This is a genomic window from Lactonifactor longoviformis DSM 17459 (genome assembly GCF_900129135.1).
Lineage (GTDB): Bacteria > Bacillota > Clostridia > Lachnospirales > Lachnospiraceae > Lactonifactor > Lactonifactor longoviformis.
Genome location: NZ_FQVI01000003.1, coordinates 185161 through 210801 on the forward strand (window position 1 = coordinate 185161; position 25641 = coordinate 210801).

The 25641-nt window shown below is 47.6% G+C and carries 16 protein-coding genes; 14 read left to right on the top strand and 2 right to left on the bottom strand.

Annotated features, from left to right (window positions below; translation table 11 throughout):
* The first annotated feature begins 73 nt into the window (after positions 1–73).
* The 5 genes from prfB to BUA56_RS05365 all read left to right on the top strand — a co-directional run bounded on the left by prfB (position 74) and on the right by BUA56_RS05365 (position 5440).
* Positions 74–1199, top strand: a protein-coding gene (gene prfB / locus BUA56_RS05345) for a peptide chain release factor 2 (RefSeq protein WP_103711144.1) whose coding sequence is annotated in 2 segments (ribosomal slippage) — positions 74–148 and positions 150–1199 — 1125 coding nt in all. Because the reading frame shifts where the segments join, the coding sequence is not laid out codon by codon here.
* A gap of 65 nt (positions 1200–1264) precedes the next feature.
* A complete protein-coding gene (locus tag BUA56_RS05350; RefSeq protein ID WP_072849632.1) occupies positions 1265–1708 on the top strand; it encodes an ACT domain-containing protein in 444 nt (147 codons plus the stop codon).
* 7 nt (positions 1709–1715) lie between these two features.
* Complete coding sequence (locus BUA56_RS05355; protein ID WP_072849634.1) at positions 1716–2933, top strand: homoserine dehydrogenase; 1218 nt, start codon at positions 1716–1718, stop codon at positions 2931–2933.
* A gap of 10 nt (positions 2934–2943) precedes the next feature.
* Positions 2944–4146, top strand: a complete 1203-nt coding sequence (locus BUA56_RS05360) for a cofactor-independent phosphoglycerate mutase (RefSeq protein WP_072849636.1) — start codon at positions 2944–2946, stop codon at positions 4144–4146.
* Between the two features lie 88 nt (positions 4147–4234).
* Positions 4235–5440: an aspartate kinase gene (locus BUA56_RS05365; protein ID WP_072849638.1), complete on the top strand. Its 1206-nt coding sequence runs from the start codon at positions 4235–4237 to the stop codon at positions 5438–5440.
* Positions 5441–5553: 113 nt separating this feature from the next.
* On the opposite strand, the gene BUA56_RS05370 is transcribed toward BUA56_RS05365, so the two are convergent.
* Positions 5554–6339, bottom strand: a complete 786-nt coding sequence (locus BUA56_RS05370; protein WP_072849640.1) for a DUF975 family protein — start codon at positions 6337–6339, stop codon at positions 5554–5556.
* 294 nt (positions 6340–6633) lie between these two features.
* Here BUA56_RS05370 and BUA56_RS23285 point away from each other — a divergent pair, with 294 nt between their 5' ends.
* Both BUA56_RS23285 and BUA56_RS05380 read left to right on the top strand, forming a co-directional pair.
* Complete coding sequence (locus BUA56_RS23285; protein ID WP_072849643.1) at positions 6634–16050, top strand: family 43 glycosylhydrolase; 9417 nt, start codon at positions 6634–6636, stop codon at positions 16048–16050.
* Positions 16051–16192: 142 nt separating this feature from the next.
* Positions 16193–17470 (top strand): HD-GYP domain-containing protein, encoded by a 1278-nt coding sequence (locus BUA56_RS05380; protein ID WP_187143909.1) that lies wholly within the window; start codon positions 16193–16195, stop codon positions 17468–17470.
* Between the two features lie 73 nt (positions 17471–17543).
* Here BUA56_RS05380 and BUA56_RS05385 read toward each other — a convergent pair whose 3' ends face one another.
* Entirely contained in the window at positions 17544–18848 is a 1305-nt protein-coding gene (locus BUA56_RS05385; RefSeq protein WP_072849645.1) for an amidohydrolase family protein, read from the bottom strand.
* A 282-nt stretch (positions 18849–19130) separates the two neighbouring features.
* Here BUA56_RS05385 and BUA56_RS05390 point away from each other — a divergent pair, with 282 nt between their 5' ends.
* From BUA56_RS05390 to deoD, 7 genes are all read left to right on the top strand, one after another.
* Positions 19131–20525: an ABC transporter substrate-binding protein gene (locus tag BUA56_RS05390; protein WP_072849647.1), complete on the top strand. Its 1395-nt coding sequence runs from the start codon at positions 19131–19133 to the stop codon at positions 20523–20525.
* 62 nt (positions 20526–20587) lie between these two features.
* Complete coding sequence (locus BUA56_RS05395; protein WP_072849648.1) at positions 20588–21460, top strand: carbohydrate ABC transporter permease; 873 nt, start codon at positions 20588–20590, stop codon at positions 21458–21460.
* 2 nt (positions 21461–21462) lie between these two features.
* Entirely contained in the window at positions 21463–22293 is an 831-nt protein-coding gene (locus BUA56_RS05400; RefSeq protein WP_072849650.1) for a carbohydrate ABC transporter permease, read from the top strand.
* A 22-nt stretch (positions 22294–22315) separates the two neighbouring features.
* The gene (locus tag BUA56_RS05405; protein ID WP_072849652.1) at positions 22316–23458 is read left to right on the top strand and encodes an SIS domain-containing protein; all 1143 of its coding nucleotides are present in this window, start codon (positions 22316–22318) and stop codon (positions 23456–23458) included.
* Between the two features lie 10 nt (positions 23459–23468).
* Entirely contained in the window at positions 23469–23873 is a 405-nt protein-coding gene (locus BUA56_RS05410) for a secondary thiamine-phosphate synthase enzyme YjbQ (protein ID WP_072849654.1), read from the top strand.
* Positions 23874–23917: 44 nt separating this feature from the next.
* Positions 23918–24904 carry a nucleoside hydrolase gene (locus BUA56_RS05415; RefSeq protein ID WP_072849656.1) on the top strand — a complete coding sequence of 329 codons (987 nt, stop codon included), beginning with the start codon at positions 23918–23920 and terminating at the stop codon, positions 24902–24904.
* Positions 24891–25622, top strand: a complete 732-nt coding sequence (gene deoD, locus BUA56_RS05420) for a purine-nucleoside phosphorylase (protein ID WP_242946724.1) — start codon at positions 24891–24893, stop codon at positions 25620–25622. The genes BUA56_RS05415 and deoD overlap by 14 nt, the downstream gene beginning before the upstream one ends.
* Positions 25623–25641 lie beyond the last annotated feature (19 nt).

Consider the following 25641-nt stretch of genomic DNA (forward strand, 5'->3'; position numbering starts at 1 on the left):
ATTTTCCCTTGTGTATTCTGCCGGATCCCATTATAATGAAAAATAGTACGATTAATTGAAAGAAGGTGAAGCTGTGGTTGAATTAGATCAATTCAAATATACATTGAATACGTACGCAGAACCATTAGTGGAAGTGGGGGATTCACTTTGACTTGGCTAACAAGGAAAAGCGGATTCAGGAATTAGAGAGAGAAATGGAAGCTCCCGGCTTCTGGGATGACACAGAGCGTTCCCAGAAGATGATGAAAGAATTAAAAGGAATGAAAGACGATATGGATACGTACCATCGTCTGAAGACCCAGATGGAAGACATGGAACTGATGATCGAGATGGGATATGAGGAAAATGATCCTGCAGTTATTCCGGAGATTCAGGAAATGCTGGAAGAATTCACAAAGGATTTTGAAGACATTAGGATTAAGATTCTTCTGTCAGGGGAGTATGATAAGAATGATGCCATTGTAACGCTCCATGCAGGGGCAGGGGGAACTGAGTCCTGTGACTGGGCCGGCATGCTGTACCGGATGTATGGGAAATGGGCGGATAAGCATGGATTTACTACAGAGGTCATTGACTATCTAGACGGCGATGAGGCCGGGATAAAGTCTGTTACCTTTGAGGTAAGGGGAATCAATGCTTATGGATATCTGAAATCAGAAAAAGGGGTCCACCGACTGGTGCGGATCTCTCCTTTTAATGCAGCGGGAAAACGCCAGACATCCTTTGTGTCCTGCGATGTGATGCCGGACATTGACGAAGATATTGACATTGAGATTCGTGACGAGGATCTGAGAATCGATACCTATCGATCCAGCGGTGCCGGAGGGCAGCATATTAATAAGACATCTTCCGCCATCCGGATCACCCATCTGCCTACCAATATTGTAGTGCAGTGTCAGAATGAGCGCTCCCAGCATATGAACAAAGATAAGGCAATGCAGATGCTGAAAGCAAAGCTCTATCTTTTAAAGCAGCAGGAAAACGAGGCGAAGCTTTCAGGCATCAGAGGAGAGGTGTCAGAGATTGGCTGGGGAAATCAGATTCGTTCCTATGTGATGCAGCCGTATACTATGGTCAAGGATCACAGGACCAGCGCGGAAACAGGCAATGTGGATGCTGTTATGGACGGGGATTTGGATTTATTCATCAATGCATATCTCAAATGGATAACCCTTTCCAAAAAAGACTTGCAGAACTAAGCAGTTTATGCTAATATCTTTTGTGGAAAAACAAATGTATTTCGTGAACGAACAAGGTGATAGACATGTCTGAAAAAAGTAAGTACTTTGTAATAAAAGAGAAGGCTGTGCCGGAGGTACTGGCAAAGGTGGTAGAGGCTAAGCGGCTGCTGGATTCCAAAAAGGGGATGACTGTGCAGGAAGCAACAGAGCAGGTTGGAATCAGCAGAAGCTCTTTTTATAAATACAAGGATGATATTTTCCCCTTTCATGAGAATGCCAGAGGTAAGACCATTACCTTCATTATTCAGATGGATGATGAACCCGGTCTGCTCTCTGAAGTGCTGCAGGCCATTGCCGAGAATCACGGAAATATTCTGACGATACATCAGAGTATCCCCATCAATGGAATCGCCAGTCTTACGTTAAGTGTGGACATTCTTCCCAACCGGGGAGACGCGGAAGCTATGGTGGATGATATCGAAGCATGTCAGGGTGTACATTATTTAAAAATACTAGGCAGGGAGTGAAAAAACGATGATTAATATCGCAGTGTTAGGGTATGGAACCGTTGGTTCCGGAGTTGTGGAGGTTATCAGGACAAACCACACCAGTATTAATAAAAAGGCCGGTGAGTATATTAATATTAAATATGTTCTGGATCTGAGAGATTTTCCGGGCGATCCGGTAGAGGAAGTTCTGGTACATGACTTTGAGACAATAATAAACGATCCGGAGATACAAATCGTAGTAGAAGTTATGGGCGGTGTGGAGCCGGCATATACCTTTACAAAAAGAGCGCTGGAAGCAGGCAAGAGCGTATGTACTTCCAATAAAGAGCTGGTGGCAAAGCATGGGGTGGAGCTTCTTGCGATAGCGAAAGAGAGGGATATCAATTACCTCTTTGAAGCAAGCTGCGGCGGCGGAATTCCCATTATTCGTCCCCTGAACTCTTCTTTGACAGCGGACGAGATTGATGAGATCACTGGTATCTTAAACGGTACTACAAACTATATCTTGTCTCAGATGGCAGAAAACGGTTCTGATTTTGATGAAGTATTAAAGGACGCTCAGGACAAGGGTTACGCAGAGCGCAATCCTGAGGCAGATGTGGAAGGCTATGATGCCTGCCGTAAAATTGCTATTCTGTCTTCTCTGGCCTTCGGGGATCATGTGGACTATGAGGATATTTATACGGAAGGAATTACAAAGATAACAGCTACAGATATCAAGTATGCCAAGGTCATGGGCACAAGCATTAAGCTGCTGGCTACAAGCAAAAAGGTGGGAGACAAGTTCTATGCCATGGTATCTCCTGTAATGATTGACCGCAAAAGTCCGCTTTACAGCGTGAATGATGTATTTAATGCCATTTTTGTGCACGGCAATGTGCTGGGAGATGCCATGTTCTATGGCAGCGGCGCCGGCAAACTGCCTACAGCCAGTGCAGTGGTGGCGGATGTGGTTGACTGTGCAAAGCATCTTCACAGAAATATTATGATGAGCTGGAGCAGCAAAAAGTTAGATCTTATGGATGTGGAAGAAGTAAAGAACCGTTTCTTTGTCCGGGTAAGAGGAAGTATGACTGGTGATATCTCTAAGGTGGAAGAAGTATTCGGCAGTGTTCAGCCCTATGGAGTTGCAGATGTGGCAGATGAGTTCGGATTCCTGACAGAAGAGATGACAGAGAAAGAGTTCAGGGAGAAAGCTGCCCGCGTGGAAGGCGTGATCAGCAGAATCAGAGCAAGAGTATAGGAGTAAAATCATGAAATATATAGTGGTGTTAGGTGATGGTATGGCCGATGAACCGCTGGAGGCAATCGGCGGTAAAACGCCGCTGGAATATGCGGATACTCCGGCCATGGATGCAATGTCAAAAAAGGCTGAGATCGGCCTGGTACATACCATACCGGAAGGGATGACGCCCGGCAGTGATACGGCGAACCTTTCCGTATTGGGTTACGATCCCAAGATCTATTATTCCGGCCGTTCTCCCCTGGAGGCACTTAGCATCGGGGTGGATATGAAGCCTGATGATGTGGCTCTGAGATGTAATATTGTTACTATAACAGAAGAGGATAAGCCCTATGAGGAGCAGAGGATTATGGATCACAGCTCCGGAGAAATCAGCACCGCAGACGCTAAGATTCTGCTGGACGCTGTAACCAGTGAGCTTGCAGATGAGATTTATCAATTTTATCTGGGAACCAGCTACCGTCACTGTCTCATCTGGGCGAAGGGAAGCGTGGTGCCTCTGACGCCGCCTCATGATGTACTGACGCAGGTGATAGGGCAGTACCTTCCACAGGATGAGAAGCTTCGCTGCATGCAGAAGAGAAGCTATGAGATTTTAAAAAATCATCCCGTGAATCTGGAACGTAAGGCGAAGGGGCTGAACCCTGCCAACAGTTTCTGGTTCTGGGGGGCAGGCACCCGTCCGGCCTTGTCGTCGTTTGAGGAGAAATACCACAAAAAGGGTGTTATGATTTCTGCGGTTGATCTGCTCAAGGGTATTGCAGCAGGAGCCGGTATGCATAATATATCCGTAGAGGGCGCCAACGGAGGGCTCCATACCAATTACGAAGGGAAGGCCCAGGCTGCAGTGGATGCACTGACCAGGGACGGATATGATTTTGCATATATCCATGTTGAGGCACCCGATGAGATGGGGCACCAGGGAAGTGTAGAGCGAAAGGTACAGGCGATAGAGTATCTGGATGAGAGAGTGATTCAGTATGTGAAAGAACGCATGGATGCTTCGGGGGAAGACTATCGAATGATGATACTTCCGGATCATCCCACCCCAATCTGTGTGAGAACGCATACGGGGAATCCAGTGCCCTATATGCTGTATGACAGTACAAAGCTTCAGAACAATACCTGGAATTACAATGAAAAAGAGGCTGGAGCCAGCGGCAATGTCATTGCCCACGGCTATGAGCTGATGGAGTATTTGTTTGCCAGATAAATAGGGTAAAAAAGACATACCTGGCTGCGATTTGCCGAGAGTAAATGCAGCCAGGTTTTTTTGCAGATATTCATAATTGGAGGTAACTATGCTGATTGTTAAAAAGTTCGGAGGAACCTCGGTTGCTGACAAAGAAAGGATTTTTCATGTGGCAGGCCGATGTGCCGAAGAGTATAAAAAGGGGAATGACATCGTTGTAGTGCTCTCGGCCATGGGCAAATATACGGATGAATTGATTGAAAAGGCCAGAGACATCAATCCAAATCCCCCAAAAAGAGAGATGGATATGCTGTTTACCATTGGTGAACAAATGTCAGTGTCTCTGATGGCAATGGCTATGAACCAGCTGGGGGTTCCGGCTGTGTCTCTAAACGCCTTTCAGGTTCCTATGTATACCACCAGCAATTACGGCAGCGCCAGGCTGAAAAGAATTGACAGCGATCGCATCCGCAATGAGTTGGAAAACAGGCGGATTGTTATTGTCACCGGCTTTCAGGGAGTCAACAAATACAACGATTATACAACTCTGGGCAGAGGCGGTTCGGACACCACAGCGGTGGCGCTGGCAGCGGTTCTTCACGCAGATGCCTGTGAGATTTATACAGACGTAGACGGGGTTTACACAGCAGATCCCCGCATAGTAAGGACAGCCAGGAAAATGGCAGAGATTACTTACGACGAGATGCTGGATCTGGCCACTCTTGGAGCTGGGGTACTGCACAACCGATCCGTGGAAATGGCAAAGAAATACGGGGTGCCCCTGGTGGTGCGATCCAGTCTGAATGACGCAGAGGGTACTGTAATTAAGGAGGAAGTAAAAGTGGAACGAATGCTCATCACAGGGGTGGCCCTGGATAAAAATGCAGACCGGATTTCAGTGATCGGATTAAAAGACGAACCGGGAATCGCATTTAAATTATTTGATACACTGGCAAAAAAGAACATCAATGTAGATGTGATTCTTCAATCCATTGGCAGGAACAATACCAAAGATATCTCCTTTACCGTAGCGGATACCGATCTGGAAGAGGCAGTGCAGGCCATCCGTGAATCCGGAAGATTTGCTTATGATGAAGTAAAATATAAGACAGATATTGCAAAACTCTCCGTAGTTGGGGCCGGAATGATGTCCAATCCCGGGGTGGCGGCAAAAATGTTTGAAAGTCTGTATAATGAGGGGATTAACATTAATATGATCTCTACCTCAGAGATACGTGTAACCGTACTCATTGAAGAAAAAGATGCAGAGAAGGCTATGAATGCAGTGCATGAGGCCTTTGGACTTGCTGAATAAGGGACAGGCCTGTCTGATTTTGGGACGTGTTCTTTCTAGAAAGAACACGTCCCAAAATCACTTTAGTCTAAAAAAGCTGCTCATCAAACGAGCAGCTTTTCTATTTTATCCATTTATCCAATATCGTTATAATTTCCATAAGGGGTTTGATATTCGGCATGTGTTTCCTGCACCGGTTCGTCAAGTTCTCCTGTCACATCCAGGTAGAAAAAGACCTGGGTTGCCGTCATATAGGGTACCACCCACAAAAGTCCTATGTAACAGGAAAATACAGATAGTACCAACATTCCCAAAAAGCTGAGTTCGATATACAGCAGGCGTCCCCTGTGCCCTTTCAGAAGTCTGAAACTTTCCCTCAGGGAGTCCAGCGCTCCTAGTTCCGGATTGTCCAGCAGCATAGGAATAGAGAGGAAAAACAGCAGTTTCACAAAAAGATTCACCAGACTGCCTGCCAGTGTTGTCCCCAGCATAATCAGATTCAGAGAGAGATTGGTCATCCGCTCCGGATGCTGATAGTATGTCATCAGGGCAGCATACAGGGGAACCTGTACAATGAATCCCGGAATGGACTGTAAAAATGCAGAGATAATGATCCTGTCCGGATGATGAGAAAAGGCATAGGCAATATCCCCTGCGCGAAATGGCTGATTTCTGCACAGATTCAGGTGAAGCTTAAAGAAACCGGCGGAAAATACGGAGAGGATCAGGGAGATAACAATGGTAAATATCTGCTCCATCACCATGGTGGAAATACTGTAGCCGCCAAAAAGTGCAGTGGACAGCATGTATAGGGAGACAGCGATCACCGCCAGCAGAAGAAAGCCGGCCATAGGTGTTCCATATTTTCCATTCAGCGCCATTCGGGCTGATTGCTTTAATTGGGCGGATGTTCTTTTCATAGATGTAACGACCTTTCCTGTAGGATTAAAATGTTCCATGTTATTATAGCAATATTATGCCAAATAAACAATAACACTTTCCTGTAAAAAAATATACAAAAATAAGAAAATAATTAAACTTTCCCGTCCTAAATAGCAGACAGTTCAAAAGAGGGTAAGATTTCCTACCTTTTTAGAATCATAGTCCCAAGAGAACCTGGCGGTATTTGATAAAATGAAAGCAAAGTATCTCGTTTCAGGGATACTTCTGCCCGGCAGGGCAGGGAAAAAACAAATAAGAACAGGAGGATGAAGATGAGGAAAAGGAAACTATCTACGAGCATTACCGCGTGGATACTGAGCGCAAGCATGCTGTTTTCCATGCTCCCGCCTACCGCTGTAAGTGCGGATCCGGGAGGGAATGACAGTATCGTCAGAACGTTGGCGGCCTCTTATGACATGAGCCATGCAGAAGGTATGCTGACAGACACCAGCGGCAACGGGATGGATGCGGAGCTGGTAGGCTTTACGGACGACGACTTTGGATTCAGCGAGGAAGATGAGACAGACGAGGTACTGAATTTTGCAGCTGACAAAAGTAAGTATGTAAAACTCCCGGCAGGGATAATCACAGGTGAAAGTTTTTCCATTGAGGCAACGTTCAAGACAGGCACAAAAGCAGGACATTGGTTATGGTGTCTTGGTACGAAGGAGAACACATGGCCGAATGTGAATAATTACGTATTTTTAAACCCTATGCAGGATAGCGGCACCATCCGCGGAGGGATAAAGGATGGGGCTACAGAATTGCTGTTCGGCAATATGCCTTCCCTGACACCGGATACTTACAGCACAGTCCGGATGGACTTCGACAGGGGTATTATGCAGCTGTATGTGGACGGCGTTAAGGTAGGAGACGATATCGTAAGCAACTATTCCATTCAGGATATCCTGAATGCGGGAACGAATCCGGGGGAGGATTTCTGCGGGTATATCGGCAAATCACTATATACACCGGATAAAGCGTTTGCCGGAACTCTGACAGAATTTAACGTATACTCTCCGGTTGAGAACCCGGACAGAGACACAGCGGAGGCTGATGTCAATGAGCTTACGCTTCCAGAGGTAATTGAGGGAGATATAGAGCTTCCTGTGGCAGGAACAAACGGGAGTGTAATTACATGGACCTCAAACCGGGAAGATGTAATCAGCACAGACGGTACCGTTACCCGTCAGCCATTTGATACCAAGGTTGTGCTGACGGCAACCGCAGACTGCAACGGCACTACCGCAGAGCGGTCTTTTGAGGTGCTTGTAAAGGCTAGTGAGGACAAAGACGATAGAAATCTGGTAGCCTCTTATGATATGAGCCATCAGGGGGATACACTGACTGATACCAGCGGGAATGGAATGGACGCCAGGCTTGTGGGTATGACAGATGCTGATTTTACAGAAGACAGCGGCGCAGTGCTGAACTTCACTGGCGATAAAAACAAATATGTGGAGCTTCCCAAGGGATTAATCCAGGGGGAAACATTTTCTGTTGAGGCAACCGTTAAGACCGGCAAGCAGGCAAATCACTGGCTGTGGTGTCTGGGAACAAAGGTCAGCGGAACCGGAAATAACTATGTGTTTGTGAACCCTATGCAGGGCGGCGGAGCCATTCGTGCCGGAATTAAGAGCGGCTCAGAAAAGCTGCTTGCCCAGACGGCCAAACTCACACCGGATACTTACGCTACCGTTCGTCTTGATTTTGAGAATGGAACTATGCGCCTTCTGGTGGACGGAGTGGAAGTAGTCAGTGGGTTGGAAACGGGATATTCTGTACAGAAGATACTCGCCGATGGTACAAATGCAGAGGAAGACATCTGCGGGTATATCGGTAAATCCCTGTATTCTGCAGATCCGGGATTTACGGGCTCGCTGAAGGGCTTTAAAGTATACTCTCCCACAATGTCTGAGGATATGCTGGCAGCAGCTGATTTGGATAAAATCTCTCTGCCGGACTCTGTATACGAAGATCTGGACCTGCCCTCTGTTGGAGGCAACGGAAGCAGCATTACCTGGAGCTCAGATAGCAAGGATGTGATCACCGATGCCGGAGAGGTTTCTCCAGCACAGCAGGATGCAGAGGTAATTTTAACGGCAAAGGCTGACCTGAACGGCGCTACTGCAGAAAAAACGTTTACCGTAAAGGTTGTGGGGACAGACTCCATATTGGCAGAAGCGATGGATTCACTGACCTTTGCGTATACAGAGATTTACGGGAATATTACACTTCCTACAGCGCTTGCAAACGGGGCAGCTGTTCAGTGGTCTGTGAACGAAGCCGGAAAAGATCTCATTACGGTGGAAGATCAGACATCCGAAGGCGGAAGAACAATTCCTGCCGGTGTGGTAACCAGACCGGCAAAAGACACGGAAATTCAGCTTACCGCAGATGTTTCCGTGGGCGACAGTGCGGACAGTAAATCCTTTACGTTTACTGTAAAAGCAAAACCGGAAGAAAAAGGGGAAACCACAGCATATCTGTTTGCGCATTTCACCGGATCAGAAGGCAGAAGCACCGACGAACAGATCTATTTTGCCACAAGCGAGAACGGAAGCCAGTGGACAGATCTCAGAGAAAACGGAAACCCTGTCCTTTCTTCCGAACTGGGAGACAAAGGTGTCAGAGATCCCTATCTGGTGCGTTCTCCTGAGGGCGATAAGACATACCTGATTGCTACAGACCTGAGTATCTATCACAGAGGCGGCTGGGGCAATGCTGCTGCTACTACTACCGGAAGCACCAGTCTGGTGGTATGGGAATCTTCTGATCTTGTAAATTGGAGCGAACCGCGTCTGGTGGATGTGGCATCCAGGATTCCGGGTGCGGGCTGTGCATGGGCGCCGGAAGCATTTTATGATGAAGAGACCGGCCAGTATGTAGTTTACTGGGCTACGGCATCGGGTGAGAGCAATGAACTGGGTGATCCCATGAATATGTATTATGCCACTACCCGTGACTTCTATACATTCTCAGAACCCGTGCTTTGGATTGACAGAGAACATTCCATCATTGATACTACAATGATCCAAGCCAACGGCAAATATTACCGTGCATCCGGCGACGGCCAGATCACGATTGAAGAAAGTGATTCTATATACGATGGATGGAAAATCATCGGAACCTTAAAGGATATCTTTAACAATGACAATTACAGCGGGGCAAAGCTTGAAGGCCCGGAATTCTTTAAGTATAACGACAGAGACTTCCTGACAGACAAAGACGGAAACAAGGTTGACACCTGGGGGCTTATGTGTGATCAGTATGCCGAGGGAAGAGGCTATCTGCCATTCCGGACAACGAATATGGCAGACATGAGTACAGACAGCTGGTCTCCGGCATCTGATGTAAATTTCGGATCACTGAAAAAGCGCCACGGCACCATTCTTCCCATTACAGAGGAAGAATACCATGCTGTCCGGAAAGCCTTTGCCAACATTGAGCCTCCCACAGGGGATAAGAAGGTATTGGCAGACTTTACCTTTAACGATGAAGAAACAGGGCTCTCCAGTGAAAACGCAAAAGCAGAGGGTACCTATACACTCAAAGACAGCTATGACGGCAAAGCGCTGTACCTGGACGGATCAGCATCTAATTATCTGACGGTTACAGACAAGGACGGGAAGAGCCTGCTGACAGGGGCTCAGGAGCTTACGGTATCCTATGATATGAAACCAGACAGAACCGAGACAAACTGGGCGTTCTTTGCAGCCCCGAATGGAAATCCGGCCTCTTATATGAATGAAAGATATCTGGGCATTTTGGAAGCGGGGGGCCGCACCACAGCAGAACGTTACAATAATTCGAATAGCAGACCTGTTAATCCATATGCAGACACAGGATCCGGCTGGTACCATGTGGATGTTGTATTCGGCAAAACAGATACTTCAGTCTATGTTAACGGAGTGAAACAGGCCGGCGAAGCCAGCAGCTATACACTGGAGGGGATTCTCGGAACCAGCAGTATTCTGCAGATAGGAAAGGCGAACTGGAACAGCGGTGAATATTTCAAAGGCTGGATTGACAACTTCAGAGTGGCTAATTATACTCTGAGCGATGAGGAGATCAAAGCCTTAGCTGATAATTTACTCAGTAAGCTGCCGGCAGTCAAAGATGTACTGGTAGGGACAGCACCTGACAGGGAGACGGCCCTTGAGTACAGAGGGACGGATGATCATACGGCAATTCTGACAGAAGTAGATCAGGAGAATATGACAGTGACATCCTATATCCGGAAGACAGCTGACAGTACGAAAACTCCTGTTACCTTTTATTTGAACAAAGAAGTAGATGCCATCCTTGTAAATGGAGAGTCTTTTGAAAACGGGACTGCTCTGGATCTGTCCGAGGATGTGCAGGTGGTTCTGCAGTCAGGCGGCACAGAGGAAACCTGGACGATAAAGAAACCTGTGATCAGCAATAATCCTGTATTACCCGGTCAGTATGCAGACCCGGATCTGGATTTCTTTGACGGCAAATTCTGGATCTTCCCAACCACAGACGGTTATCCTTCCTGGAGTGGATATCAGTTCCATGCGTTCTCTTCTCCGGACCTGGTAAACTGGACGGATGAAGGCGTCATTATGGATTTGAAGGAAGATAATCCCGGATTAAATGAGAACGGGATACAGATTGCAGCGTCCAAATGGGCAGTGGGAAGTGCCTGGGCACCTACTATTGAAGAAAAAAATGGAAAATATTACTTCTATTACTGCGGAAAGCAGTTAAACGGGGAGTCTGCGATAGGTGTTGCAGTAGCAGACAGCCCGGAAGGCCCTTATGTTGACAAAGGGGAGCCCCTGATGACAAAAGCCATCAGTTCAGAGGGCGGAGCAGGAGTCGGTCAAGCTATTGATCCGGGCATCTTTACCGATGACGACGGGAAATCCTATCTGCTGTACGGCAACGGCGGAGCAGGGATCGTAGAGCTGGGCGATGATATGATGAGTATTAAGAAGGATACCATCCGGAAACTGAATGGCCTGACAAACTTCAGAGAATCTGTAAATGTAATCAAGGTAAACGGAATCTATCACTGGACCTGGTCCTGCGATGATGCCAACAGCCCTAATTACCATGTAGAATACGGAACTTCCGATACACTGGACGGTTCCATTACAAAACACAGTACTCTGCTTGAGAAGGATACGGAAAAAGGAATCCTTGGAAGTGCCCACCAGTCCTCTATTCTTTATATCAGAGACGAAAAAGGACAGGATCATTACTACATGGCTTACCACAGATTCTATACGCCATTGAATATCTTCACCTCAGGGGATGGTCTTGGGAAGCACAGGGAAACCTGTATTGATGAGATATTCTTCGACAAAAACGGCTACATGACTATGACGCCCACGCTGGAGGGCGTGACGGCTGTAACCCCTGCGTCTGACAATCCTACGGTGAAGTATATCACAGTAACTCCGGGTATCACCATTGTGGGAAAAGGAAGTACACAGTCCTTTGCAGCAGAAACAAAAGAGGAAGCTGACGCATCCGTTACATGGAAGGTGGAAGGGAACAGCAGCAGCAGTACCTCTATGACGGCGGAGGGTGTTCTTACGGTTGGAGCGGATGAGACGGCAAAACAGCTTACCGTCACGGCAGCGTCCAAAGCAAATCCGGGCAGAACCGGAACTGCACAGGTAAATGTAGTTGAATTCTTCGGGGAAGCGCTGGAAGAGCAGGGTGTCATCACTGCCAGAAACGGTGCGTCTGTAGAAAAAGATGCCGAGAGAGGCAATGTACTTAGAATTACGTCCGGATGGATCGCGGGAGGCAACAGCCCTGCAAACGGCGGCGGTGTTTTTGAAAAGGCACAGGCAATCTTTAAAAATACAAACTTTACCCTGGGAATGGATGTGAACATTGACGGACTTGATGACAATACATCCATGGCGATGATTGGAAACAGTGACAATCATTTCCGTATCATTCCCCAGCGGAAGGATAACAAAGGGTATTTGAAGGTATGTGCGGCAGGTACAGAGACAGAATACGAATTATCCGAACCAGTGAAGCTGAACGAATGGCAGAACATAAAAATTATATACAGTGAGGATGATGCCACAGGAAAAGTCTCAGTAATGACAGGCCAGAAGACACTGATAGGCGCACAGGAGCTTGGCTTTAAGCTGAGCGCTCTGGACACAGTAGATGCCAGTCTGGGATGTACGTATAAGACAGGATTCCTGCGCACAGGAACTTATGACAACATTATTGTTACAAGGGATGAAGAACCAGAAATAACGGCTACAGGAATTCAGGTCAAAGCCCCTGAGAAGACAAAATATCTGGTGGGTGAAGAACTGGATACTACAGGCCTGCAGGTAACGGCCCAGTACAGTGACGGAAGCAGCAAAGATGTGACCGGCGAATGCGAGCTGAGCGGGTTTGATTCCAGGACACCGGGACGTAAAACTGTAACGGTAAGCTATGGAGGATTTGAGTCCGCCTTTACTGTTACCGTGGAGGGTACCCAGGATGACAGTTTATTGGCTGACTTCCACTTTAATGATGAAGAGACCGGATTGACAAGTGCAAGGGCAAGAGCGACGGGCAGCTATACATTAAAAGAGAGCTATGACGAAAACGGAAAGGCTCTGTATCTGGATGGTTCTGCCTCCAACTATCTGACTGTGACAGATCAAGACGGAAAGAGCCTTCTTACCGGTGCAGAGGAACTAACGATCTCCTATGAAGCAAAACCAGATCGCACAACAACGAACTGGGTGATGTTCGCCGCTCCGAACGGAAACAGGCAGGAGTATGGGAACGAAAAATATATTGGTATACTGGCAAATAACGGCACAACAACTGCTGAACGGTACAATAACACAAACGGCCGGCCGAAGAACCCATTTGTAACCACTGGAAGTGACTGGGTGCATGTGGATGTAGTCATCAGCAAAACTGACACAGCCATTTATCTAAATGGAGTAAAACAGGCGCAGGAGGCAAGCACTTATGGAGTGAAAGAACTTCTGGGCAGCAGCAGCATTCTTCAGATAGGTAAAGCAAACTGGGGCAGCGGCGAATACTATAAGGGCTGGATTGATAACTTCAAAATCTACAGCAAAGCCCTCACAGCGGAAGAGATAAAAGAGATTCCGGATGACAGCTTTGTAAATCTGATGCTTGAAAAGAAGGCAGAGGAGGTCAAAGATGTTGTCATCAGCGATGCCAATACAACTCTTCCTGATTATGAAGGAACCGTGACCTGGGAATCTGCAATGGAGGAAGTGGAAATTGCAGAAGACGGACTGTCCGCCAAAGTAGAGCAGCCGGCCGCGGGAGAAGAGCCTCTGGAAGGAAAACTTACTGCTGTGATCTCTATCTGCGGAAAGCAGATGAGAAAGGAAGTAAATGTGACGGTAAAACCAGCAGTGGGTGAGGAGGATCCTTACGGGTACATGATGGTTCACTTTATTGAGGACAGCAACGGATACTGTGAGAAGATTTACCTTGACATATCCAGAGGAGATAATCCGGAGCAGTGGGATCCCCTCAACGGCGGTGAGCCGATACTGGCATCCAACCTGGGAACCACCGGTACCAGAGATCCCTATCTCACTTACAATCCGGAGACAGAAACTTATTATATCATAGCAACGGATCTTCGTGTCTTTGGCGGCGACGATGCAGGCTGGGGTACATGGTCTAAGAGCTACAGCACAAAGATGAATGTGTGGGAATCCAAAGATCTCATCCACTGGAGCGATGTACGTCAGTTTGACGTGGCCCGTGATATGGATGGAAACAAGGTAGCGGAGCTGGGTATGATGTGGGCACCGGAAGCCACCTGGGTACCGGACTACTACGGGGAAGGAAAAGGCGCTTTTGTCGTATACTGGTCCTCTAAAACCTATGCAGAGGATGATCCCAACCATGATGCTTCCAGCGTTGAGAGCATAATGTGGGGAGCAACCACGGATTTTACACAGGAAACCTTTGAATACGGCGGAAAATTCCTGGATGGCGGAGCCAAAGGCTGGATCGATACCACTATTCTCCAGAACGAAGGCAGAACCTACCATATAACAAAGAGCAACGAATTGCAGATTATCATGGAATATACGGATGACAAAGAGTGGTGGAAAGAAGGTACCCAGTGGACCAGAGTACAGGAGAGAATCGGTCAAAGCCGATTTGGATCGGTAGAAGGGCCGGCAGTATTTAAAGACCACAGCAATGACAACCGCTGGTATCTCTTTGTAGATGATCTTCCCTCTCCCGGTTATCAGCCGATGATATCTACGGACCTGAACCAGGGATGGGACTATCTTGACAGTCCTGATTATTTCCTGACTCCAAACACGAAGCACGGCGGTGTGATTTCTCTTACGAAAAAGCAGTATGATGCAGTCAGAGGGGCAGATGCTGTATCCCCAGTGACTGAGGAACTTGACAGTGTAGAAATCAGCCAGGGAAAAGCAGCAGAGGATCTGGCAGAACTTCTGCCGCAGACGGCACAGGTGAACCTGGCATATAATATGGGCACCTCAGAACTTCCGGTAACCTGGGATACTTCTGACGTGAACCTTGACGAGGCCGGAACCTATAAGGCTGTGGGCACCGTACAGTCCATCAGTGCAAACAAGGATCAGTGGGTTGGAAAAGACGGATCCACTCAGTACGACGCAGAAGATAAACAGCTGTACAGCAGCAGGGCAATAAAGGTTTCCGCAAAAGTGGTTGTCAAGGCAGAGACACCGGATGTGACAGTAACCAAGATTCAGGTCAAAGCCCCGGATAAGACAGAATATCTGGTAGGGGAGGAGCTGAACACAGCTGGAATGAAGGTTACTGCTCTGTACAGTGATGGAACAAGCAAAGATGTGACAAAAGACAGCAAACTTGAGGGATTTGATTCTATGACGCCGGGGACCAAGACGGTGACGGTATCCTATGAAGATAAAACGGCTGACTTCCAGGTTACTGTGAAAGAAAAGATTCAGGCCGGCTGGGTACAGGAAGGAAACAAATGGAAATACAGAAATCCGGACGGAAGTTTCCTGGCAGAGACATGGAAGCAGATTGACGGACAGTGGTACTACTTTAATGAAGATACGTATATGGCTACCGGTTGGATCCTGGACGGAAAGACCTGGTATTATCTGAAATCCAATGGAGCAATGGCCACGGGCTGGCTGCAGGATGGAGTTACCTGGTATTACCTGAAATCCAACGGGGCAATGGCCACGGGCTGGCTGCAGGATGGAAAGACCTGGTATTATCTGAAAGCAAACGGAATGATGGCCACGGGCTGGCTGCTGGACGGAAAGACCTGGTATTATCTGAAGGCAAATGGAGCAATGGTAACCGGCTGGCTGCAGATAGGGAAAACCTGGTATTACCTGAAATCCAATGGAGCCATGGCTACCGGCTGGCTGCTGGACGGAAAAACCTGGTATTACCTGAAAACAAGCGGGGCCATGGCTACCGGCTGGCTGCTGGACGGAAAGACCTGGTATTACCTGAAATCCAATGGAGCAATGGCCACAGGCTGGCTTCTGGATGGAAAAACCTGGTATTATCTGAAGGCAAACGGGGCAATGGCCACGGGCTGGGTAAAAGTAGGCAGCAAATGGTACTATTTGTACAGCAGCGGAGCAATGGCATCCAGTAAGTGGATAGGCAAGTATTATGTCAATGCTTCCGGAGCCTGGACAAAGACCAGATAAGAAAACTTAACAAATATTTCCCTTCGAAGGGAATAGGATTATTACCGGCGTCATTCCTATGGCGGCCGGTAATAATTATATCCGTGCACCTTAAAGTATGTTATAATTGCAGAAAAGTAAAGAGAAAGGCAGGCACCGGGTAATGCTGCAGTACATTGATCAGATAGAAAATGAGGGGATCCTGGGAATTATGAGAAGGTCCTGCAATTATGTGGATCCCAGGCTTATGAACCACGGATACAGGACCTCATATTTAGTATCAAAGATATTGAAAAGGACAGGAAAATACAGCGAAATTGAGATGAGGGATATCTGTATCCTGGCCATGCTGCACGATATAGGTGCTTATAAAACCGAAGAGATTAGCAGAATGCTGGAGTTTGAGACGGAGAATGTATGGGAGCATTCCAACTATGGGTATCTGTTTATTAAGTATTTTTCTCCCCTTGCCAGACTGGCCCCGGTTGTGCTGCTTCATCACACTTCCTGGAAGCAGCTAAAGGAGATGGAGGATGTAAGCGAAGAGATAAAGACACTTGCCCAGATTCTAAATATCGCTGACAGAACAGATGTGTACATGGAGGAAGAGGGACACCGCTGGGAGGACTTTACAGGACTGCTGAGACAGGAGAGCGGCAATAAATTTGCCCCCTGGCTGGTGGAACTTGTGACAGAGGCTGGGACGGAAGGCTTGTTGGAAAAGAGAGCCCTGGAAGACGAGAAATTTAAGAACCTGCTGGGAAGCCTTCCTTTTACAAAAGAAGAAGTAAAAAACTATCTCAGGATGGTGATCTGTACCATAGATTTCCGCAGCAGACATACAGTAACCCACACTATGACGACCACCAGCATTAGCTACGAGCTGGCCCTCCGAATGGGAATGGGGGAGGGAGAGATCACCAGTATTGTGCGGGGAGCCCTTCTCCACGATCTGGGGAAAATCGGAATACCTGTGGAGATACTGGAGTATCCGGGACGGTTAAGCCCTCAGGCCATGCATATTATGCGGACCCATGTAAAGATTACGGAAGAGATTCTTGGGACAGATGTGGATGAGACCACAAAGAGGATTGCCCTCAGGCATCATGAAAAACTGGATGGCTCCGGATATCCGGGAAAACTCACCGGCAGGGATCTGACAAAGGGAGAGAGAATTGTGGCTGTAGCAGATATTGTCAGCGCCCTCACAGGCACCAGAAGCTATAAGGATGCATATCCCAGAGAAAAGGTAGTAGATATTATTGAGAACATGCGAAGGGAGAAAACCATTGATGCAGAATGCGTCAGCTGTATAGTGGCGGATTACGAAGAAATAATGGAACATACCCTGCAGCGGTGTCAGCCCATTTTAGATGCCTACTATAATATTAAGAGAGAATATCTGGAGAATGATAAGATACTGAAACATTTACAGAGATGAAAAAGGTACCCGGACGGGAATGTTATCTGAGGTGACATTCCCTTTACGGGTACCTTTTGCCGTTACCGGAAAGTTATAACAGAAGCCGTTCCATGCACTTCTTCACTTCATACTTCACTTTTTCCAAATCAATGGTCATATATTCCCCTTTATAATACAATATATTCCCCCGAACCATAGTCATAGCCACATGATTTCCGTGGGCCGCATAGACAAGATTAGACACAGGAGAAGTAAGGGGGGAGAGGCCGGGATGGCTCAGATCCAGGGCGATGATATCGGCATCTCTCCCCGGGGCAAGTATGCCGGATTCTCCCTCCCGTCCCTGTGACAGGAGACCTCCCTGAACCGCCATGGAGAGCACTTGTCCGGCGTCCGCAAACGTCGGATCTTCATGGATTCCCTTCTGGATCAGAGCAGTAAATTTCATGGTTTCAAACATATCGCCGGAATTGTTGGAACAAACCCCGTCTGTTCCCAGCGCAACCGGAATCCCCCGCTGGATAAAAGGTTTCAGGTTGGCAATCCCGCAGCCGCATTTCAGATTGCTGCAGGGATCGTGAACAACAACCGCCCGGGAGGAGCTGAGAATCTCAAGATCCTCCTCTGAAACATAGATACCGTGGGCGGCAGCCACTCTTGAGCGGAACACCCCTGCCCTTTGCAGGGCGGCGATGGGAGTACAGCCGTAATTTTGGATACAATTCTGCACCTCTTTTCTGGTTTCACAGATATGGGTATGAATCCCTATATGTTCCCTGGCTGCCACATCCCCGATAAACTCCCAGAGGGCCGGGGTGGTCTGAAATACACTTTGTATACTGGTATCGCACCGGATACGTCCTCTGTCCCAGCCGTTATAAGTATGAATCAGGTCAATGGAACGCCTGACAGAGGGGAGAAGGGCCGGATCCTGGTCTGCAGGGCAGGTAATACTTTCGCAGATAGTAGCCTTTATCCCGCTGTCAACAGCAGAACGGAGGATGGTGTGGGAGGACCGGTACATATCGCTGACAGAAGTTGTGCCGTAGGCCAGCATCTCTGCAATTCCCAGGAGAGAGCCATAGTAATAGTCGTCTTCCGTAAGGGCTTCCTCTGCAGGCCAAATATGTGACAGCCACTGCTCCAGAGAACAGTCGTCAGAAAATCCCCGAAGCAGAGTCATAGGCGTATGGGTATGGGCATTCACAAGTCCGGGACAGAGCAGGAGGTTTCTTCCGTCAATTCTTTTGTGCCGGGCAGGGAGCTGCGGGGGAAGTTCCTGTCCAAGATACGAGATACGCCCGTCCTCGGTTACCAGGCAGGCGTTATACCGTACAGGGGCAGTGTCATCCAGGGTTAAAATAGTGGTGTTAGTAAATACGTAGTTTTCCTTCATAGGTTCCTCCGATTCGATGTTAACGTAACAAAAATCAGAATATCAATTATGTTTCTAATGTATACCTCACGGCGGGATATTGTCAATTGTGAAAAATGTCAATAAATGCGTACGTAAATCATAAGAAAGTAACAAAAATGTAAACGAGGGAAAAGAAATAGAGAAAATCAATTGACAAGTTTAGTAAAAAGATGTATGTTTGTTACGTAAACATGATACGTAAAATTTACGAAACAAAAAAGTAACAAAAGAAAAATATAAGGATAAGAAGGAGGAAATGAAATGAAGAAAACGAAAAAAGCTCTTGCCATGCTCATGGCCGCTGCTATGGCAGCAACTGTATTCACCGGGTGCGGGAAGGAAGAAGAGCAAAAAGGATCACAGGAATCTGCCTCTTCCAAAGAAGAGGGGGATTCCTCGGGAAAAAAGGAATTGTCCATGTGGTTCTGGGGCGCATCTGATTATCAGAGGGAAGCTATGGACAAGTATCTCATTCAGGCGTTTAATGAATCCCAGGATGAGTATGAGCTGACTGTAGAGTACCGGGCATCTGTGGATAATGATATTGCAGTTGCCCTGTCAGGAGGAGAGGGGCCCGATATTGTATATGGTTCAGGCCCGGCCTTTGTAGCAGGATACGCGGCGGAAGGCTTGTTTCTGAATCTCGACAAGTATTCAGAACAGTATGGCTGGAAGGAGCGTGTGCTGGATCCCTGTTATGAGATCTGTACGATAGACGGAAGTCTTTACAGTATACCGGGCGCATTGACCTCCACCGGTGTGTTCTATAACAAGAAGGTTCTCGAAGATAACGGCTGGGAGGTGCCGGCAACTTATGAACAGCTGGTAGACATTATGGAACAGGCAAAGGAGAAGGGGCTTTATGCGGGTCTTACCGGAGCCAAGGACTGGCGGTATACCAATGAGATGTATGTGGGGATGATGCTGACCCATGTGGCAGGTCCTGAAGTCATGTATAAGGTTCTTACCGGTGAGCAGAAGTGGAATTCCCCTGAGGTTGCTGAGGCTATGAATGTGTTGGTGGACTGGTATAAGAATGGATATCTTGCCGGGGATGATTACTGGAACTTTGACTTTAATGAAGCGGCTATGATGCTTGCCAACGAGCAGTCTCCTTTCTTCTACGGTGCGCTTAATGTATTTCAGTTTATTAAAAACATAGCCACAGAGGAACAGTGTGATAACATTGGATTCTTCCCCCTGCCCAATTATGACGGCAGTACAGATCACAGAGCATCCCTGGGTTCCATCTGTTCTTTCTCTATTAATTCTCAGTGCAAAAACCCGGACGGGGCGGCTATGGTTCTGGATTATATGCTTACCTCTGATTTTTCAGCGGGAATGTCCTCCCAGTGGCCCGGCTATTGGGGAATGCCTCTGAAGGATCTTACGCAGATTGATATGGAACAGTATCAGGGAATTTACAAAGAATATATGAAAACCTGCACGGATATTGTGAAATCCCTGGATGAGGGTGACTTTGCCTACGGCGCGGCTACCTGTTTCCCGGCGTCCACCTATGAGGCCTGCATTGATATTGATACGGTATGGTTTGGAGAGGCCACGGTGGAGGAATATCTGGATAATATGGATAAGGCTTTTGCAGAGGACGTAGAGAAGAAATCTGTAGCCACCATTCCTAAACCTGCATTCTAATTTACTTAGCATAACTGGGGACGGGGCAGGGAGCTGCCCCTCCCAGTAAGACGGAGAAGCTTATGAAGAAAAAAGATTCAAAATATATTCTTTTTATGTTGCCGGCTATCCTTATCAGCGCCAGCGTTGTAGTTTTACCGGGAATAAATACCATATATTCCTCTTTTACAGACTGGAATGGATTTGCAGCCAAAAAGAATTTTATCGGACTGGCAAATTATATCAGCCTGTTCCAGGACAAATATTTCTGGATTGCTCTGAAAAATAATCTGATCTGGATGGCTCTGTTTCTCACCGTGCCGGTGGTGATAGGAATGGGAGTTGCCCTTCTTCTTTTAAACAGAAAGAAAGGTCGGAATATGCTGCAGATGATTATGCTGATTCCCTACGTACTGGCACCTGTGGTGACCGCTATGATATGGAAAAATATTATATACAGTCCTACCTCTGGTCTCCTTCAGTTTATCAATCAGATGGATCTGGGATTTGTGCTGAAAACACCTCTGACCAGCAAGAACTTTGGACTTATTGCTGTGGCAGCCGTAGATATCTGGCATTTCTGGAGTTATCTGATGATTATCTATCTGGCATCTCTGCGGCAGGTTTCTGAGGATCAGGTAGAAGCGGCTAAGCTGGACGGAGCCAATGCCTTTCAGAGGTTTCGGTATGTATATTATCCCAATATCAGGCCTACGGTACGGCTGATGCAGATTATGATTGTGATCTTCTCCTTCCTGGCCTTCGACTATGTTCAGCTGATGACTCAGGGAGGGCCGGCCCATTATACGGAGGTGCTGAGCACCCTTGCCTATTCCGCTGCCTTCAGTGAGCGGAAGATCGGAATGGCTTCCTCCATTTCCATTGTCATGAGCTTCTTCGGCCTGATTGCGTCTGTGGTATATATGAAGTTAAGCAGAGGGGAGGAAAGGGATTAGTTATGAAGAGAAAAAAACGTACGGCGATTTTTCAGTGGATCATCATTGCCCTATTGATATTTATTGTTTTGTTTCCCCTGTATCTGGTAGTGATAAACGCATTCAAGCCTCATGCTGATATTGTCACCAATCCCATTAGTTTTCCAAAGTCTGCTTTCCTGGACAACTTTTCCAAGGCCTGGAGAACGGCTGGTTTTTCAAGAGGATTTTTTAACAGTATCCGCCTTGTGGTCACGACCGCCCTAATTGTGCTGGCGGCCTCTGCCTTTGCAGGATATGCCCTGGGGACAAAAAGGTTTACAGGGAAAGGGCTCTTGCTTTCGTATTTTCTCCTGGCTATGACCATACCGGTGCAGTTATTCCTGTTCCCTCTCTATGGTGTATTTGCCAAATTGGATTTAATTGGAAATATCTATGCAGTTTCCTTTGTGATTGCCGCCATCAATATACCTCTGGCAGTAATGCTTATGCGCACCTTTTTCGTTGGGGTGCCTATGCAGCTGGAGGAGTCGGCCATGCTGGACGGGGCCAATACCCGGCAGATTCTGTTCCAGATTATTTTTCCCTGTGTGAAGCCAGGATTCATTACCGTAGCAGTGATAGTCATATTAAATGCATGGAATGAATATCTGATTTCTTCTACTTTTCTGCAGGGAGAAAAGAACTTTACAGCCACACTGGGGTATCTGTCTCTGAACGGAGGCTCTGTTACCTTTGACCAGGGGATGAAGATGGCAGGTTCCCTGATTATTGTGATACCAATCCTCATCTTCTTTCTGTCTCTGCAGAGGTATGTGGTGGATGGTCTCACTGCAGGATCAGTAAAAGAATAGAAAAAGGAGGAGTAAGAAACGAATGGTACGAGAAGAATACGATAACCCTATGGCTCAAAATGTGCGGGACGTCCCAGGTCTCTGTGTCAGCCAGTGCAGGCTGATAGAGGAGGCTTCCCGTCTTACGGTATCTGCCGGGGAGATCTGGGATTTGGGCAGAATCATTGTGACAGGCTGCGGAGACTCTTATGCTGCAGGCCTGGCCATGAAGCCGGCGATAGAAGTTCTGACCGGACTGCCTGTGGAAGTGATATCCGCAGTGGATCTGGCCCGGTATACTCCCTCGGAGCTGCTGACAAGACAGAAAGGCACCCCTCTGGTACTGGCAGTGAGCAACTCCGGAAAGGTAGCACGGCTGGGGGAGGCCATAGAGAGAGCGGGGAACTACGGATGTCTTACCGTTGCCGTCACCGGCAGCAGGGAATCCAGACTGGCCCGTGTATCCAAAAAAGTAGTGGAGTTATCCATTCCGGAGTTTGTATCCGGAAACGGGGTGAGAAGTTATCTGGTATCTATGCTTGCCCTGCTGATTATAGCAATCCGCATAGGGGAAGTAAAAGGCAGGTATACGATGGAGGCTTCCCAGAGCATAAGAGATGAAATCTGTGTCTATGCGGAGGAATTCAGGAACATAATGCCTGATCTGGATGAGCAGATGTTCAGGGCCGCAGAGAAATATGCTTCCAAGGAGCTGTTTGACTTTATTGGATCCGGGGGAAACACAGGCACTGCCTGGTTTTCCCAGGCCAAAATCATTGAGGCTACAGGAGAGTGGGCGACATACAGCGACACGGAAGGGTGGATGCATCTGAACTGCTTTTTCAAGCATCTCTCCAGAAAGCTTACCGTTCAGTACGCGTCGGCAAAGGGACCGGAACTTAGCCGGTCAAAGGAACTTATGACCGCGATCTCAGAAATGAAGATGGATTTCTGTGTGATAACAGACAGCAGAGACCTGGTGCTGCCGGAAGGCACAGAGCGGATATGGATACCCGGCTGCCAGAAAGACTGGATGTGGCCTCTGCTGAATTACCTTCCTGTGTCGCTTTTGGCGGGTTATCTCTGCGAACTGAAGGGGGAGGCCTATGGAAGAGGATGCCGGGACAGCTGGAAGGTGTGCGGAACAACAAAGCTTCTCACAGAAAGCAGAATAGAGATTCTATAGGAGATAAGTTATGATTAAGGAGTTCAGATTTTCTACAAAGAAGGACGATGTCTTCTGTCTCACCGGGTATGTGGAGGAGGCAATAAAAGAGAGTCAGATTCAGGAGGGGATGTGTATGGTGCATATTCCTCATACAACCGCAGGACTCTGCCTAACTTCAAAATGGGATGAAACAGATTTTGGGGATATCAAAGGAGAACTGCGGCGGATTGTGCCCACCAGGGTAGATTTTTGCCACCAGTTTGACACTCCCGAGGATGCGGCAGGACATATCAAATCGGTTCTTACCGGCTGCACACTGCCGGTTCTGATCAAAGACGGAAAGGCCCTTCTGGGAAGCTCCCAGGGGATCTATTTTCTGGAATTTGACGGACCCAGAAACCGCATGTGCTATGTAAAGGCATTTGCCTGTTAGCGGAAGTATATGCAAAAAGTAAAGAAATGAGGTTATAGTTGTCTATGGAAAGAAAAAAATTAATACTAAACTGTGATCCGGGGACGGATGATTCCGTATGTATTATTATGGGGCTTACTCATCCGGGAATTGATCTGCTGGGGATTACGGCTGAAAGCGGGAACCTGCCTGCAAGTAAAAGCTGTGCCAATGCCCTCAGGATTCTGGAACTTATGGAACGCCCGGATATTCCTGTGGCCAAGGGAATGGAGCACCCTCTGGTAAGAGAGTATCCAAAAGATCCCTATTCCCACGGAAAAGACGGACTGGGAAATCATTTTTTTCCGGAACCTGAGTTAAAGCCGGATCCAAGATATGCGGCACAGATGATCATAGACCTGGTGGAGCAGTTTCCCGGGGAGGTCACCATCCTGTCTACTGCTCCATTGACAAATATTGCACTGGCATTTATGCTAAAACCAGACATTATTCCTATGGTTAAAGAGGTATATCACCTGGGCGGTGCATATGGGGTCACGGATTATGCATTTCTCAATGCAACAGGGGACAATCCTATGAGTGAATGGAACGTTTATGTGGATCCTGAGGCGGCAAAGGCAGTATATGAGTCCGGGGTAAAGCTGACAACCATAGGCTTGGATGTAGCGTTCAATCCGGAATGGGTAAACATCCGGGAAGAGGCGCTTAAAAAGCTGGAAAAATTGAATACCAAAGCGTCCAGATATGTGCTTGAGATTATAGATTATGTGGATAAGAACAATTCACTGCCGGACCTGTTCAATAATGGTCCGATTGACACGGTAGCTATGTGTGCGGTGATACAGCCTGACATCATAGAAACCAGAGAGATCCATGTGGAGGTGGACACCAGTGACAATCAGCTCACCAGAGGAATGACCCTGTGGGACAGAAGAAACCATTTTAAATGGACACATATTCCCAGGATATGGACGGCCTGCGCAATTGACAGTGAACGCTATCAGAGAACCTTTGTGGAAGCCGTAGGGGGGAAACCCTATGATGAAATCTGACGGCACAAAGAGGGAGACACCAACCCTGCATAATCAGGCGGAGAAGGGGCAGATAGCGGAATGCGTGCTCATGCCCGGGGATCCGCAGCGGGCACGTTTTATCGCAGAGAACTATCTTGCCGATGCCAGGCTGGTCAGTGAGGTCAGAGGCATTTATGCCTACACAGGCAGCTGCCGGGGCAGGAAAGTGTCCGTCATGGCCAGCGGTATGGGGGCAGGATCTATGGGAATATACTCTTATGAGCTCTTTCAGTTTTACGGTGTGGAAAAGATTATAAGGGTGGGATCCGCAGGGGGATTATCTCCTCATCTGGCTCTCAGAGATATTGTGATAGGCACTGCATCCAGCACGGATACAGGATATGCCCTCCAGTACGGTCTGCCCGGAACTCTTGCCCCATGCGGGGACTTCGGGCTGGCAAGAAAAGCTTTTGACTATGCCGAAAAAAAGGGGCTTGGGTGCCGGGCGGGGATGCTTTTTTCAGGAGAGGCCTTCTACTATGAGGAGGAAATTCTCAGAAAATGGGCACAGATGGGAGCACTGGCAGTGGAGATGGAGTCGGCTGCGCTGTATATGAATGCGGCAAAGACTCATAAAAAAGCATTGGCAATTTGCACGATTTCTGATTTGGTATTCTCTGGCGAAAAATGCAGCGTGGAAGAAAGGCAGAACAGCTTTGATGACATGATAAAGATGGCCTTATCTATAATTACATAATCGGGGGAAAGGAAATAAG

Coding starts and splice junctions, on each gene's coding strand:
- BUA56_RS05390 (WP_072849647.1), top strand. CDS start 19,131: ATGAAGAAAACGAAAAAAGCTCTTGCCATGCTCATGGCCGCTGCTATG.
- BUA56_RS05365 (WP_072849638.1), top strand. CDS start 4,235: ATGCTGATTGTTAAAAAGTTCGGAGGAACCTCGGTTGCTGACAAAGAA.
- deoD (WP_242946724.1), top strand. CDS start 24,891: ATGATGAAATCTGACGGCACAAAGAGGGAGACACCAACCCTGCATAAT.
- BUA56_RS05395 (WP_072849648.1), top strand. CDS start 20,588: ATGAAGAAAAAAGATTCAAAATATATTCTTTTTATGTTGCCGGCTATC.
- BUA56_RS23285 (WP_072849643.1), top strand. CDS start 6,634: ATGAGGAAAAGGAAACTATCTACGAGCATTACCGCGTGGATACTGAGC.
- BUA56_RS05405 (WP_072849652.1), top strand. CDS start 22,316: ATGGTACGAGAAGAATACGATAACCCTATGGCTCAAAATGTGCGGGAC.
- BUA56_RS05360 (WP_072849636.1), top strand. CDS start 2,944: ATGAAATATATAGTGGTGTTAGGTGATGGTATGGCCGATGAACCGCTG.
- BUA56_RS05410 (WP_072849654.1), top strand. CDS start 23,469: ATGATTAAGGAGTTCAGATTTTCTACAAAGAAGGACGATGTCTTCTGT.
- BUA56_RS05415 (WP_072849656.1), top strand. CDS start 23,918: ATGGAAAGAAAAAAATTAATACTAAACTGTGATCCGGGGACGGATGAT.
- BUA56_RS05350 (WP_072849632.1), top strand. CDS start 1,265: ATGTCTGAAAAAAGTAAGTACTTTGTAATAAAAGAGAAGGCTGTGCCG.
- BUA56_RS05385 (WP_072849645.1), bottom strand. CDS start 18,848: ATGAAGGAAAACTACGTATTTACTAACACCACTATTTTAACCCTGGAT.
- BUA56_RS05370 (WP_072849640.1), bottom strand. CDS start 6,339: ATGAAAAGAACATCCGCCCAATTAAAGCAATCAGCCCGAATGGCGCTG.
- BUA56_RS05355 (WP_072849634.1), top strand. CDS start 1,716: ATGATTAATATCGCAGTGTTAGGGTATGGAACCGTTGGTTCCGGAGTT.
- BUA56_RS05380 (WP_187143909.1), top strand. CDS start 16,193: ATGCTGCAGTACATTGATCAGATAGAAAATGAGGGGATCCTGGGAATT.
- BUA56_RS05400 (WP_072849650.1), top strand. CDS start 21,463: ATGAAGAGAAAAAAACGTACGGCGATTTTTCAGTGGATCATCATTGCC.